Genomic DNA, 15,344 nt, shown 5'->3' with positions numbered 1-15,344 from the left:
ATGAGAGAAGAAGACCAATTACATAGTTTATTAAAGGAAGGCGAAAGTGATCAGATGGAATTCAAAAGTTCCATTGACAAGATGGCTATTGGTAAAGCTATCTGTAGTTTCTTGAATGCCAAAGGCGGGCGGATATTGGTAGGCGTAGATGATTTAGGACAAGTACGAGACATTCCTAATGCCATTGAACATGTGGAGAGGCTGAAGATTTTCCTGCTTTCTGAAATTGTTCCGGAGGCACCGATAACCATCAGCAATGAGCCGATAGATGACAAGCAGATTATTTTGCTTAAAGTCTATAAAGGATCCAAGCAGCCTTATATTTTTGACGGGAACATTTATTACAGGGAGGGAAAGGAAACTAAAAGGGCCACTTCCAACCAGATTTCGGAACTTATCCATGGCAGGCAAAAATCTGAAATTCATTGGGAGCGCAGTCCTGCTATAAATGTAGAATTGGAAGATTTAGACCAAAAACTTATTCGCTCAACTATTGAGGAATCAAGAAGAAACCACCGAGGTAATTTTGAATCAGACGATCTGCTGGATTTCCTGTCCTATTATGGTCTTTATGAGAATGGCTATTTTAGCAATGCCTGTGTAGTATTATTTGCAAAGAACCCATCAAAATTTATTCCCCAGGTACGTGTCCGCTTAACAGAGTATGGCGATTCTAAAACCAATAATTCGTTGTTAAGAGATGAAGTTATGGAAGGCAACCTGTTCGATACGCAGGACAGGCTTGAACGCTACATAAGCAATTTGGGAGTGAGAAGCGTATTTGCATCCAACCAATGGAAACGGGTGGATTTCAAATTTCCAATCAAGGCCTTGCAGGAAGGCGTTATAAATGCTTTAATGCACAGAGACTACAGCAATCAATCCAGCAGTGCTGCCATCAGTATTTATCCGGATAAAATTATTATATCAAATAGCGGGCATCTGCCAGGAGACCTTAAGGTCAGCGAACTTAAGAAAAGCCATACATCACATCCGGTCAATCCAGATATTGCCCATATTGTTTTTCTCAGGGGATTAATTGATAAGTTAGGAAGAGGTACTTTGAAAGTGATCGAAGAATGCCACAAAGAAGGTCTTAAAGATCCTGTATGGAAAGATGCAGGTGATGGTGTTACACTTACCTTTAATGGACCAAAAGCATTACCTTATAAAAGAATGGCAAGAGATGATGATTTTAGAGATGATTTAAATGATGGTATAGATGAGGGTTTAAGTGATGGTATAAATAAGCTTTTAGATGCTGCGGTAAATGATGGTTTAATTGATGGTATAAGTGATGGTATTAGAAGCGAGCTAATGAAGATCGTATCTTTATTAAGAGATAATGAAGGATTGAATGCAAATGGTATTATAGATGTGATGGATAAATCCAAGCCAACTGTTGAAAGATATTTAAGTATTGCTAAGAGTGCTGGAATAGTAGAGTTTAAGGGATCAAGAAGAACAGGAGGTTATTACCTGACAGATACGGTTAAGCATGTCATCAAATAGAATAGAAACTAAAGCAATAAGTTTTATTACCATTATTAAGTTCCATTATTGTAGTAATACAAGAGTACAAACTAATGGTATAATTATATTCATTTATCAGGATAGCTAGTTATTTCCTTTTAGCAATGATGGTTTAAATGATGGTTTAAAGTTTAGTCTGCTTAAGGCTAAAAGCATACTATAACAATTACATTTATTATAATTCCTAAACTAAGATCAATTTCACAACTATCGCATGGGTTACAATTTAATTTCAGGAACAAGTCAGCGCTTCTATCATACAATTGAAAGTGATTTAGATGCTATTACCACATCTCCGACACGTGAAGGAATTTTTAAAAATCTGTCTCAAATAGGTTATGATAAGTTTCCGGAATTTATCCTTGATATATTAGTAAAAGTTGAAGGCCATACTGCAGTTGATGTAACTGATGGCCAAGGTGATGAGAAACAAGATATTCTTACTACTAATACTAAGGGAGAAAGATGTATAACACAGTGCAAGCATACAGGGAATTATCAATCTCATTATAATGGCAATGACTTAGATACATTAGTCGTAGCGTCTATGAGAAAAGACTGCCAGCAAGGTATTTTTGTAACAAATGCGGATCTAACGCCTCAAGGAAAGAAATACATTAATGATGAAGAATATAACAGAGGAATCAAAAGTCCGGAAGATTTTCGAGACATAAGTTACTGGAATGGGTTTAAAATCTGGGAGAAAATAAAGAACAATAAGGATATATTGAATAAATGGTTTAGCGACCTCGGGCAAGTTCATTCTCTGCGCAGTTTTAAATTTGATCTTACCGTGCAGGAATTCCCATATGATGACCGTGATGAAGGCGAATCGTTTAATAATATTATCTCTAAGCTTAAAAGTAAAAAATGGGTTAAGGAAGTTGAAGAAGGATTGGTCTATAGAGGCAATTTTTCATCGAGATACGAAGTGCATTTTAAAAGATGGTTTCAATTCACAGGTGGCCTTGATATTAACTTTATTCCTCCAGGCAATAATTTAGATTTTATAAACAAAGCATTATATGCATTAACTATTGAGGTAAAAATAAAATCAGATAAAAATTATTCTCCATCAATTATACGCCAGGATATAGTAAATAAAATAGCAAAAGAAATTTTGCCAATATCACAGCCGGGTAAAACGTGGTGGCATATCACCACCAGCAAGATTAAAAGTTTTATATATATTCATGACATTCAGGAGCCACGTGAAATTGACCTGACTTCCTCTTTAACATTTATAAGTACTGAAAACGGAAAAGTTTTCCCTGAGCTAAAGTACTGCACCGATCTTAAAGGTAAATTTAAAACTATAAATGTTGATGAGGATATTGTAATGGTGCATCGCAACTCGGGAATTTCAGTTATTCCATACTTTGAACAAAAGATTGATCCGGTTCAACAGTACGACAACCAGATTATACAACAACGACAGCTTGCGGAAATTGCATCTTATAATTTCTTTGCAGTAAAAAATATTGATTCGTCTTATTTAATGAGGGTAAGAAGATTGCTAGATCATCATTGGGTGGCTTTGCAGATGGATGATGACACAATCATTTGGGCCGTAGACCCCGATACAGACCCTGAAAAAATTGACCTTATTCATGGCAGAGTTGAAACACTGGGTGTTAGTATTTTACGAATTCCGCCAGAAGAAATCCCAAAAATCCTGAAAAACATACAAAAAGATCTGTCTCCCAGCACGTGGATGTACACACCAGATATTGATTCTATAAGTTTTCCAATTTTGCTGGAGAAGAGAATATTTTGGCTTTCAAAGGAATTCTCTTTAGCAAAAGAAATTGATGTTGAAATGGCAATGGAGCTATTAAAATATAAATATACCTATGAATCCAGAAATGGATTTGATAATATGGTAACTGATCAAATGGCAACACATTCGACTGAACTAAAATCCTTATTGCTTGACATCCTGAATATTCGAGGAAACAAAATGTTAGATTTAGGATTTTCTAAAAGTACAATTACCCTGTATATGCGATTTCGTGAAATTGGATTGGAATCTGCGGACGTATTGGCTGCAAAATACATTAAGGAATTTCAAAAGGTCATGGATGAAATTCAACTATTGTAGTAACTAAATAAGAGATATTTATTAGCATTGGTTTTTATAAGGCACTAAAATGGAAATAGTAAAATCATATACAATACAGAGAAACAAGGAAATGACTTACCCTGAATCAGTTAAGGAATTAGATTTAATAACTAAGGACGCTAGCCAAAGATCCCAATGATATAAAACTCAGGTCCTGCATGACCATGTTTTCAGAAGTTGAAAATATCAATCCAGTATTTCAGGAAGTTCTTAACCGATACTATAAATGATATCCGAGATGAGCAAACAATATGTTTCGTTAATAAAATTTAGGAATGGCAATAAACTGGAACAATATACGTCCGTTAAATAACAGCCTCAATGATGGCTTTGAAGAATTGGTATGCCAGCTGGCTTCACGAGAAATCGTAGTCGGTAAGGATAAATTTTGGAGGATGGGCAAACCTGATGCTGGAAAAGAATGCTACTGGATTTTAGAAAATGGCGATTTACACATGTGGCAGGCAAAGTTTTTTACAACAAGTTTCTCGGCTACCCAATGGACAGAAATTGATAAGTCGGTCATTACGGCTATTGATAATCATCTGAATCTTAAAAAATACTGTATAGCTATACCTATCGACATGCCGGACGGCAAGGTCAAAGGAAAAAAGTCAATGCTGGATAAATGGAAGTCAAAGACCCAGGAATGGATTGATTATGCCAAAACAAAAGGTATCTACCTTACATTTGATTTTTGGGGCAGTTCCGAACTTATCACAAGGCTTTCCAAAAAGGAAAATGAAGGAATAAAATATTTCTGGTTCAATCAGGAGGAATTTCTTGATACATGGTTCAACTATAAAAATCAGGAAAGCACAACCGCTTTGGGAGCAAGATATACCAAAGATTTGAATGTCGAATTGCCGATAGCCAAACTTTTTGATGGTATTGCCAGAGATGAAAATTTTAAAAAGCAATCAGATGAACGCTATGCTGAGTTTATAGAAAAGTACCGCGACATCAGGATTACTACTGACAATGCAATTATCAAAGAAAACCTTGAAATATTAGATGTAATTATCAATAAAGCAAAAGAGGATTATAAAGAAATAGATTTTGACGGACAAGCAAATTTGGGTTTTGATAATATTATTGAAAGTTTGGAAGCAGCATACGATCCAACAGAGAAAGTACTGAGAGATTTTTATGCCATGAGGTCGGAAAAAGAAAAAAAACCTGAACCTCACGCTTACACCCGTCCCTTCGCAACAGAAGTTAATGCTGTCGGAAAGTTCATTTCTGCAATAGGTGATTACAAAGATTTTTTAACAGGCGACACAGTGTTTCTTGCTAACCATCCCTACCTGTTGTTGGTGGGAGAAGCTGGAATCGGAAAATCTCACTTATTTGCTGACGTCGTAAAAACGAGAAGTGAAAAACAGCAGAAAAGCCTTTTCCTTCTTGGGGAAAATTTTTCTAATAGAGATTTGCCGTGGACACAAATCCTGCGCAATCAGTTAAGAATTAACGGAATTGATGAGCTCGTATTTTTAAGTGCGCTTAATGCTCAGGCCGAAAGTGCTCAAACGAGAACTGTAATTTTTATAGATGCCATAAACGAAGGAGAGGGTGTATCAATATGGCCTAATCGTTTGAAGTCATTCATAGACTCGGTGAAATCATTTCCGTGGCTTGGCCTTGTGCTGAGTTTGCGTTCTTCGTATGAGCGATTAATGGCACCTGATGCACAATTTGACGAATCTGTCATTCTTAAAGTCAAGCACGAAGGATTTGCTAACTATGAATATGAAGCAACTAAACGGTTTTTCGATTTCTACGGTATCATCGAGCCAGGAACACCGATATTGAATCCTGAATTTCACAATCCACTATTCTTGAAATTGTTCTGCAAATCAATCCAGGCAAAAGGATTAACACAAATACCCGCCGGTGTGGACGGCATTACTTCCATAATAGAATTTTACCTGGACAGCATCAATACTAAGCTTTCTGCGGCTACCGAGCTGCATTATGATGAAAGTAAAAAATTGGTACACAAGGCAGTCAGTGCAGTATTGTCTCAGATGGTCGATGCAGATCAGGAGTTTCTTTCCTATGATAATGCCACTACGACAATTGATTCCATTTTTTCAGGCAATTGTTATAAGCCTGAGCCATTCTTAAAAAAACTGCTTTCCGAAGGTGTTTTTAATAAAGATCTCAGATGGTCGGATGATGGTAAACAGTTTGAAGTAATATATTTTGCCTACCAAAGGTTTCAGGACCATCTTACAGTTTCAATGCTTTTGGATAAACATTTGGATATGGAAAACCCGAAAGACTCCTTTGAAAAAGGCAAGCTTCATGAATTGCTCAAAGACGACGTGGCGTGCTGGAAAAATCAAAACTTGATTGAGGCTTTCGCAATACAGCTTCCTGAAAGGACAGGAAGAGAAATATTTGAGCTCGCCGAACATGCAAAATCATTTTATCAGATAGCGGATGCTTTTTTAAATTCCCTGATATGGCGAAAACCTGAAAGTATCGGCGATGCTGCTAAAGATTTTGTGAATGATGTCATCGCTCACGATGAGGAATTATTCCATAGGTTTTTAGGTACTGTGATATCAGCATCAATGAAACCGGAATTTTATTTTAATGCGGAAAGCTTGCACAACTTTTTAAGTGGCTTTACGATGGCAGATAGAGATGAAACCTGGACAATTTATCTTCAGGATAAATATGGCGACAACAGCAGTACAAATGCTGTAAACCGTTTAATAGATTGGGCTTGGAAAGATGACGTTAAATCACATGTATCCGATAACGTAATGTTGTTAGCCTGCACGACTCTCGCATGGTTTTTATGTAGCCCCAATCGTTACCTTCGGGACGCTACGACAAAAGCATTAATCTGTTTACTTGAAAATCGTGTGCATTTGATTCCTCGCCTTTTGGAGAAGTTTAAAGATGTCAACGATTCCTATATATTTGAAAGACTGTATGCCGTTGCCTACGGATGCGTATTAAGATCGGGAAAGAGTCAGTCGTTGATGGAATTGTGCAACTATATCTATGACAACATTTTCAACAAGGATATGGTGATACCCAACATCTTGCTGCGGGACTATGCCAGGGGTGTGATTGAATTTGCATTACACGAACATTTAGAATTAGATTTCGAAATCACTAAAGTCAGGCCTCCGTATAAAAGCCAGCGGCTTCCAGTGAAATTTCCTTCCAACAAAGAAATTGATGATAAGTTTGAGCCCGATGGTGAAGAAGGACACTACGGTAAAGGTCAATGGGGTTCTACGGCAATATTTAGATCTATGACTACCGAGTACGGCAGAAAGACTGGCGGTTACGGTGACTTCGGTCGATATGTATTCCAAAGTGCTCTGAGCAATTGGAAAATAGATTATGATGGATTAAGCAATTATGCTGTCGAGAGAATTTTCGAATTGGGCTATGATCCCAAAATATTTAGTGAATTTGACAGCAGACAGGGATCAGGAAGAGACGGTGGTCATAACGAGCGGATGGGGAAAAAATACCAATGGATCGTGTTTAATGAATTGTTAGCAAGGGTATCGGACCAGTGTGAGCTTTTAGATGAATCCGAATGGGATGAAAAAGGGAAAACACTTCCATACGATGGACCGTGGTACCCAAATGTAAGAGACATTGACCCAACTATGATAATCAAAGAAACCAAGGCCGAACGTTATAAGAAATACACGCCCAATTGGTGGTTCAATACTAATTTCAATTCATATGCTTCACCAATAAAGGATTGGCTTATAGGGACAGATAATTTGCCTGTACCATCAGATATACTGGAAGTTGCGGATTCTGATGGAAAGAAGTGGCTATGGCTTGATATAGATTTAAGTTGGACGGAACCGGAAACCCTTGGCGAAGATAAATATGGAAGTGCCCGAAAAAAACTTTCTTATTGGATATCAAGTTATCTTGTCCGCCGGAGCGATCTTGTAAACATCGAAAAGAACTTTAAAGGTGATTTTTTCCGCAGTGACTTACCGGAAATCAGAACAATGACACATGTTTTTTCCAGGGAATATTATTGGTCTGCAGCTTTTGCGTTTCATAATAAACCCTATTATAGTGGCGAGGATTGGATTGAAGTCTACAGCAGAAAAAACAGTAAGCTTATCGGAGAATTCCACCGCACCAGCGAATATTTTTTATGGGAGGAAGAATACGACTGTTCTAAAAGCGATTCGATTTATTATCACAAGCCTGTTCAAAAAATTAAGGAAGGGCTTGAAATGAAATTTTCCAAGAATGAAGGAGAGTTTGTAGATGGCAATGACGAGCTTGTTTGTTTTGATCCCTCTGTTAATAATAAAAGCCTTACTGGATTACTAGTAAGGAAAGACAAGTTGATCGAATGGCTGGAAAAGGAAGACCTTGCCTTGCTCTGGAATGTCAAGGGCGAAAAACAAGTACTTGGCAACTGGCATTGGAAAAAAGGTGAGTATTTGGGACAACTTCAAATATCAGGATTGTACAAATTAGAGAATCATGAAATAAATGGAAAGCTGGGATTTCTAAAAGCTAGGTAAAGTATTAAAAGAATAGCTGTTCTTAAATGAGATATTAATTACGAAATGATTAGGCCTCAATTATTATTGCTAAATACCGAGAAGATCTTTACCAATTGCAAAAGTGTCTGTTAACATAATCAAATGGTATTTTTTCCTGTTCAAGTCTCCAATTGTTTATTTTTAGGAGATTGTAAAGTTCATTTTCGTTTTCTGTCAGATTAAGTGTTGTTGTGTCAGTAGCAGGCTTACCGGAATCATTTTCAAAGAATTTTTCAAATGTTGTCTTGTCCATTAAAACACTTTTCGTATGCCTGAAGTGCTTTCTAAATCTGGACAGAATTTCAAATCCATGAGTATCAATGTCACCCCAGTAAAGAACAGTTATGTCGTTTAACCATTTGGCGTCTTGAATATTTGTAATTGCATTTCCTTGTCCAAAGATTGCAATGGTTTTATCCATTTTGGGCAATGTTAATGTTGTATATAATGTCGTCTTATTTTCAACTATAAGAACCTGTTTTAAAGGAAGTCTAAGGTTTACAAATTGGCTGACAGGGATAGCAATATCATCAAGGTTTGAAAAATAAGTCTGGCTTATTTTTTTGTCCAAAACCTTAAACCTGACCAGTGGTTCACGAAACTTTAAATTGAAGCGTTTTTCAAAATCTCTTTCGTTAAGGTTTATATGATTTTGAATAATTATATCAAGCATTTCCGTAATAATACTTTGATTGGATTCAACAAACTTAGTGTGAACATTCACTGGCAGTTCTCTTATAAAAAGATTTGGCTTAGGATAATTTTTGAAATAGTTGCAAACCTTTAATATGCTTTCCCATTTGCCTTGATTCTGAATTATTTTCGTTGGATTTTTAATTATCCAATCCTTTAATTCAGGAAAATGTGAGTGGATCAATTGCCAGTTATTAACGAAAATATCAACTTCCTTTTCCTTTCCTAAGAATTTTAAAAAGTCCTTTTCTGAATCAAAGTAAATAATTGTTGGAAGGCTTTGCATTCCTATTGTTTTTGTCTTTACTGTTTGATACTCTATTGTAAAGCCAAAGCCTTTTTTTTCTTTTGACTGGCTTGCTAATGCCAGTATTTCGTTATGAAATTCGCTAATTGATGTTTTGCTATAAGTTTTGTCACCCGGAATAACAATTCTTGAGAACGGAATTGCCTGAACCACTGATTGCAGAAAAGAAAAATATTTCCTTTCAGCCTTTGTTTTTATTTCGTTGGGACTTATCATTTATTGATGAAATTATTTCGTTCTTCTTTGAATTGCTCAATTGGCATATCATAAAGCCAAGAGTATTTTTCATCTTTTCTTTCTACAAAATGGACAAATGAAATTGCATCTTCAACAATGTGAATATTGTCACTTGGAGTTACAACTAAAAGTTGTAGATGGAGCTGTTTACAAAGAGTAATAAGATAACGGGCCTTGTCTTCATCCTGTGCCTTGAATGCTTCATCAATCGCAATAAATCGGAAGGAATTTGTTTGTAATCCTTCTTTTGTAAGTCCAAATTGATAAGCAATAGCAGAACCCAAAATAGTATAAGTCAATTGTGCCTTTTCACCACCAGAAAGCTGCCCCATATTTTCATAGGTTTTGAATTTCTGATTAGTTTCCTTGTAAAATTCTTCTGCTTTGTAGCTATACCATGAACGAACTTCCATTACCTCCTGTCGCCATTTCTCATTTTCCAGTTTGGTAATTAATGGTTCAATGTTGGTATAAAAGTGATTTTTTTTCCCATCAATTGTCGCTTCTATTTCTTTGAAATTTGGAATTGCCTTGTAGAGCAAATCACGAAAATCATCAACTAACTGATTTTTTCTTCTTTGTGAAATAAGTTGGATATATGTAATTGGGGAATTTTTGAAATCAATTCCTTTCAGCGATTCATTTAATAGGCGAATATTTTCCTTGATGGAATCTGACCAGTTTTCAAAAAACATTCTGAAATCACCTATTTTCCTTAAAATGGTATCCTGTAAATATTCATTAAATTTCTTTTCAAACCTGGGCAGATCGTCAGCTATCAATTTTTGATAAAATGTTTGATATTCTCCAAGCAAATCAATATTATTAGAATCAGGCAATCTGTTGACATCTGAACGCCAATCCTTGTATTTATCAGTAATCTCAATTGGTGGATTTTTAAATTCACTAATCAACTTAATTGCCTTTCGTTCATTACTTTCATTTGAATTTTCTAATTCTTTAAGTTTAGATGCATTGTTTTTTTGAAATTCCGTCTGCTTGACTTTTATATCTGCAAAATCAATGTTTGATAACTCTAAATTCAATATTTCAAATTCCGAAGTATCTTTAGTACCGATTGAATCAAGTAGTTTTTTATTGAACTCTAAGTCTCTTATTATTTCTTTAATTACAATTTCTTCTAACTGAAATATTTCTTTGTTTTTATTTTTAATGTCTGCATCGGTCAATAATGCTAATGCATCTCTAACTTTTGTCAGTTGCTCTTGCAGTGATTTAACCCTGTCATTTGTAACTTCCAATTTTTTCTTTGCATCTTCCTTTTCCTGAATTTGGTTAGCATAAGTTTGCCAATCAATGTCATCATATTTGGTGTAGGTAGAGAATATGCTAAAACAATCATCCTTTAAATTTCCAAGTTCTTTAATTAGGCCATATATACTTGCTATGTCTTTTTTATTCGTTACTTGCGAGGATTGAATTTCGATTAGGTTCTTTTTCAGATTGGAGATTTTTTCCTTATTATCCCAGCCTAAAACATAATTTTCTCTTTTTGAAATGTGCGGTCTGTCGTCTTTTTCGTGTTTTCCTTTTCCGAATTTGACTAATCCTTCTTTTGTGATTGCCCTCTCATCATAACGATTGAATTCTGATAAATCATTTACACAAGAATAATTATATTGATTCGCTATAATATCCTCAAGCCAAGGTGTGTACAGGTTTTTCTCTTTGAATTCGATTTTATTTACTAAGCTATTTTGCGAAATACTCTTTACTGTGAAGCTATCCAATGATGTAAAGCCTCGATACCGTTGGTAAACTATTCTACCATTAAGGTTTGTTTTTTTCACATACTCATTCACTTTTGAATAGTATTTGTCGGGAACAATTAAACGTAAAGCAAAATTGTGCAAAATCTTTTCAATAGATAGTTCCCATTCTTTTTCATCTTCTCGCACCTTAATAAGCTCTCCTATGAAAGGTACTTCTTCTTTAGTTGCTCCAACATAAGCAATAATATTTTCTCGAATCTCTGCTTCCTTACCTGAAATGTTGTTTTTGTTTTTTTGAAGTGCTTGAATCGTAGCAACAATTTCATCGCTTTGCAGTACCAAACTCTCTTCTTCGTTTTTGAGCTTTCTTTGATTCTCTGTTTCGGAATCAATTTTTAATTGATATTCATTCTTTTTGTTCTTCGATATTTCTCTATTTTCTTTGAAAACATCAATGCTTGGATTTGAAGAAAGTTCAATTCTCTTGGCTATAATATTGTATTCGTCAAGTTTCGTTTTTCTTAAATCCCTGCTTTTTTCTAACTGCTTGATATCTTTTTCTAATTCTTTAATTTTACCGCCAACTTCATCATTCTCTATAGAAATCGACAAGCTTCTCTCTTCTCCTTTCAATAAATCTTCTCTCTCTTTTAAAACTTGCAATTCATCATTGAGTTCATCTAATTGAGTATTGCTTTTCAATAATTCCAATTCAAACAATTCAACTGATTTTTTAGCAAACCAATAAACTGACATATCTTTTGAAACATTAAGCGTTTGAATTTCATTTCGAATTTTAGCTAATTCTATTGCTATTTCATTGATTGGTTTTAATTGCTCAATTTGTTCTTTGGCCTTTTCAATGTTTGTTTTAGCGTCAATTAAAGTTGTAAAACTGGATTTTAGTTTGATGAATTTTTCCTCTGCATTTTCGTTGTCCTCTTTATACTCTTCGAGCATATTAGTTCTAATGAATTCATCCAAATCTTCCAAAACCTTCACTCCAACGACCTGATTAAATAAACTTAATCCTTTTATTGACCGCATACCAAATACATCCGATATTCTTTCGCCATAAAAAGTAGGCCCATCAAAAAATTCAATCTTCTTTTTGTTTGAATTTGAGTTATAGGTTCTATCTAGTCGCTTTTTCCAATTGCCTTTGCCATCAAAGTGGCTAAAATCCTTTTCTATATCCAAAGGAACATAAGCAATTCCAAACGCCCTATTTAATTTGCCATCGGAAGCAAACCATCTAACTTGAAATAGTGTAACGCTTTTTTGGTCTGTATTTGAAAATGATCCCAGCAGAACAGAGTAAGTGTCTTTTCCTCTCAATGTTTGCGTGGTTGTACTTAATTCTCCTTCACGTTGGATATTTCCATAATGCCCGCAAACGTAAGTTTCTTCAGTCCTGTCACCTTTCTTTTCTACTCCCGATGATTGATTGTAAAACCGGTCTTTCTTAACAGGAACAAGTAAGGTAAGCAAAGCATCAATAAAAGTACTTTTACCTGAAGCGTTTGCACCAGTTAAAAGTGAATTATTTCCCTTTGGATTTATCCTGAATATTTTATCGTGAAAAGTGCCCCAATTATAGACTTCCATATATTGAAGTCTAAATCCAGCCTTGTCTGAATTTGTGCTAAATAGACTCAACATTTTCTTGTAATTTTAATTTAAACTCTTGAAGAATGTCTAAAGTGACTTTCTCTTTAATTATTCGCTTAATTTGATATTTCGTCTCGCTTTCCTTTTTGCTCACTTCGGATAAATAACCCAACTTGACTATGTTATTTATGTAACTATCTAACTCTTTCAAAAATTTAACCCTATTAAATTTTTCAGGAAGAAATAATTCTACTTCTTCTTTTATTTCAGAATTCGTAATGAATTTTTCAAAAACCTGAAATTGGGTCGGATTACTGTCGAACTCTTCAAGGCTTTGTCTTAATACTACTAATACAATAGATGTTTCAAATCCGATTTGCCTTCGTACTACTAATCCCAATGTATTGCCTTCGCTGTCTTCAAATTGTTTTACAAACGCAAACCCTTCTTCTTTCTTAACTATTAGTTCTAAACCAATTTGACTTATATAATCCTGAATTTCAGTTTGATAATGCACAATGTCATCCCAAACATTGGAAGTTCGTTCAATTGAACCTTTGAGCAACTTTACAATTGCTTTGGAATACGGTCGTATGTTTCTTTCTAAACTACTCATTTACTCAAAATTATTTCAGGTATTTTTATAGATTTTTGATTTTCAATATCAAATTCAATTCGTTGTTTCTTATCAGGGTGTATCGAATGCTTAAATTCTTTCACTATTCCAATATATCCAAATAGCTCTGGTAGTCCTTTTTCAATTCCTCCAAAATTCTCAATTATTTCTGCTAAGGTTGTCTGTGACTTATTTTTGAGGACTTCCCTAATTCTTACTCTGAGTATTTCCTTGTCAATCACGGAAATACTAAATAACTTATTTAGATGATTCGAGTGAGAAATACTTTCGTCTGCTAATTTAGGTTTTGTTTTATAGACAAGCTCTTGACTTTGCTCAAAAGTTATTTTCCGCTCAAATGGAATATTGATATCAGCATCTATTTCAAGTTCAAAAGAAATATCAGGTCTTTTTTTGGCTTTACTCAATTCGATTAAAGACTTCTTAATGTCTTGAATAATTTTTTTTGTATTTTCTGACTTCGAAGCTTCGTTCTCCCTAATTATTCTACTCAATTTCTCTGCCATCTTATCGTTAGCTTTTGACACCTTTTGTCCAGAAGAATATAGATGTTTTTTCATTCCTTTCAAAAAATAGTCTGTAATCACAATATCTTTCTCTTTGAGTGTGCTATACAGTTCTTTTGTCAGTTTTCCCCATTCTTCTTGTAATGCAGGTGTTAGCATGAAAGTATAGAATGCATAGAAACTTTTGCCTTGGTGGCTATTTTTCAACTCATCAATGGCATCAAAAGTAAATTCAAGAATGTGGCTTTTTGTCAAACTTCCCTCAGCATGCTTCAGATATATGTCTTTAGTTATTTCTTTGAAGTTGTCTTCGACTTCTTTAAAGTCAGAAAGTAATTCCTTAGCGGATTTAGTTAATTGATTAAAGCGAGGAACTATTTCAAAGTCCTGGAATACTTTTACATCTTCACCGATCTTAATTCTTTGTATTTGTTGCTCTATTTCCAGCTTTTTATCTTCGAGTAATTGTACTCGTTTGTCAATATCTTCATTGGTAAACTCAACAAGTTCTTTCAATTGATTGAAAATATTCTTAAACTTTGATTCAGCTCCTACATATTCCTCTTTTTTCAGACTGGAAAGCCAGTCAAGCGTTTTGCTTGAATGTGATGAGAGTTCATAATATATTTCGCCTGTTTCGTCCTGGTAGTTTGTCAAAAAGCCTTTATTTGTCCAATTTTGGACATACTTTTTAGCTTTAATTTCATATGTATCAGCAAAGGTGATTTCAATATCTTCATCAATCTCCACTTGAACGGCTTCCAAATAGTCCGCAAGTTGGTGATGCATTTTTTCTGATGAAATTGCCCCTTGTTGATTTGAAAAAGTATTAACTAAAAAAGTTATAATCACCTCCCTATTTCTGATTCTCAGAAGATCAATACTTGGAGAGTTGTTTAGTATGTTTGCTATTTTTGAACTTTCAATCATTATTTGCGGGGGAATAAAAATTAGTAGTGTTGGTGCATTGACTTATTTAGGACAAAAGATGTGCTAATCTGTAAATTTAAGATTCACACAATATATTAAGAGAACTCCACTTGAATATACCAGAGAAACTTCATTTTAGTTACTACTGCTGACCCCTTTTTTATTTGATTCATACGTTTTTTTTTGTAGTTCGTTTTCTCTTTGAAACGATCTACCGTTTGCTAAAGTCGTAACAATTAGGCTAAAATCTCTTTTCTACTCGAAACGAAGTTATGGAATTTCTTGCAATTTACGCATGGTATACAGCATCGATTAGGTGTCATCAATTTGCATTGGCATAATTGATTCGTGTCTTATAAGTTTCTGATAGAAACCTAGCACTTAGAAACTTTTTTTTATTTAAAAATGTAAAGCTAAATAAATTCAATAGTTCCCGCCACATCTTAATATTTTTAATGCTTTCTATTGGTAGACCACATTTT

The 15,344-nt window shown here is 34.7% G+C and carries 7 protein-coding genes and 1 pseudogene; 4 read left to right on the top strand and 4 right to left on the bottom strand.

Annotated elements, in window-relative coordinates:
* The 4 genes and pseudogenes from FQU23_RS09025 (at position 1) to FQU23_RS09010 (ending at position 8,187) form a co-directional block, all read left to right on the top strand.
* Entirely contained in the window at positions 1-1,512 is a 1,512-nt protein-coding gene (locus FQU23_RS09025) for an RNA-binding domain-containing protein (RefSeq protein WP_113667242.1), read from the top strand.
* A 235-nt stretch (positions 1,513-1,747) separates the two neighbouring features.
* Entirely contained in the window at positions 1,748-3,634 is a 1,887-nt protein-coding gene (locus tag FQU23_RS09020) for a restriction endonuclease (RefSeq protein ID WP_113667241.1), read from the top strand.
* Positions 3,635-3,792: 158 nt separating this feature from the next.
* Positions 3,793-3,885 (top strand): annotated as a pseudogene (locus FQU23_RS16395) (DUF1810 family protein); the annotation flags it as partial.
* 45 nt (positions 3,886-3,930) lie between these two features.
* Positions 3,931-8,187: an ATP-binding protein gene (locus FQU23_RS09010; RefSeq protein ID WP_129752559.1), complete on the top strand. Its 4,257-nt coding sequence runs from the start codon at positions 3,931-3,933 to the stop codon at positions 8,185-8,187.
* Positions 8,188-8,275: 88 nt separating this feature from the next.
* Here the strand turns inward: FQU23_RS09010 and FQU23_RS09005 are convergent, their stop codons facing one another.
* Genes FQU23_RS09005 through FQU23_RS08990 form a run of 4 tightly spaced genes read right to left on the bottom strand, consistent with a single transcriptional unit; the run spans position 8,276 to position 14,862 of the window.
* Positions 8,276-9,424 (bottom strand): Wadjet anti-phage system protein JetD domain-containing protein, encoded by a 1,149-nt coding sequence (locus tag FQU23_RS09005; protein WP_113667239.1) that lies wholly within the window; start codon positions 9,422-9,424, stop codon positions 8,276-8,278.
* On the bottom strand, positions 9,421-12,840 hold the full coding sequence (locus FQU23_RS09000; RefSeq protein ID WP_147673583.1) for an ATP-binding protein: 3,420 nt from the start codon (positions 12,838-12,840) through the stop codon (positions 9,421-9,423). The genes FQU23_RS09005 and FQU23_RS09000 overlap by 4 nt, the downstream gene beginning before the upstream one ends.
* Positions 12,824-13,405 carry a DUF4194 domain-containing protein gene (locus FQU23_RS08995; RefSeq protein ID WP_147673582.1) on the bottom strand — a complete coding sequence of 194 codons (582 nt, stop codon included), beginning with the start codon at positions 13,403-13,405 and terminating at the stop codon, positions 12,824-12,826. Before FQU23_RS08995 ends, FQU23_RS09000 begins: the two co-directional genes overlap by 17 nt.
* On the bottom strand, positions 13,402-14,862 hold the full coding sequence (locus FQU23_RS08990) for a DUF3375 domain-containing protein (RefSeq protein ID WP_209282334.1): 1,461 nt from the start codon (positions 14,860-14,862) through the stop codon (positions 13,402-13,404). Before FQU23_RS08990 ends, FQU23_RS08995 begins: the two co-directional genes overlap by 4 nt.
* Positions 14,863-15,344 lie beyond the last annotated feature (482 nt).

The sequence above is a fragment of the Flavobacterium sp. XN-5 genome (genome assembly GCF_008033395.2).
Classification (GTDB): Bacteria; Bacteroidota; Bacteroidia; order Flavobacteriales; family Flavobacteriaceae; genus Flavobacterium; species Flavobacterium hiemivividum.
This window is presented reverse-complemented; position numbering and strand designations above follow the sequence as displayed.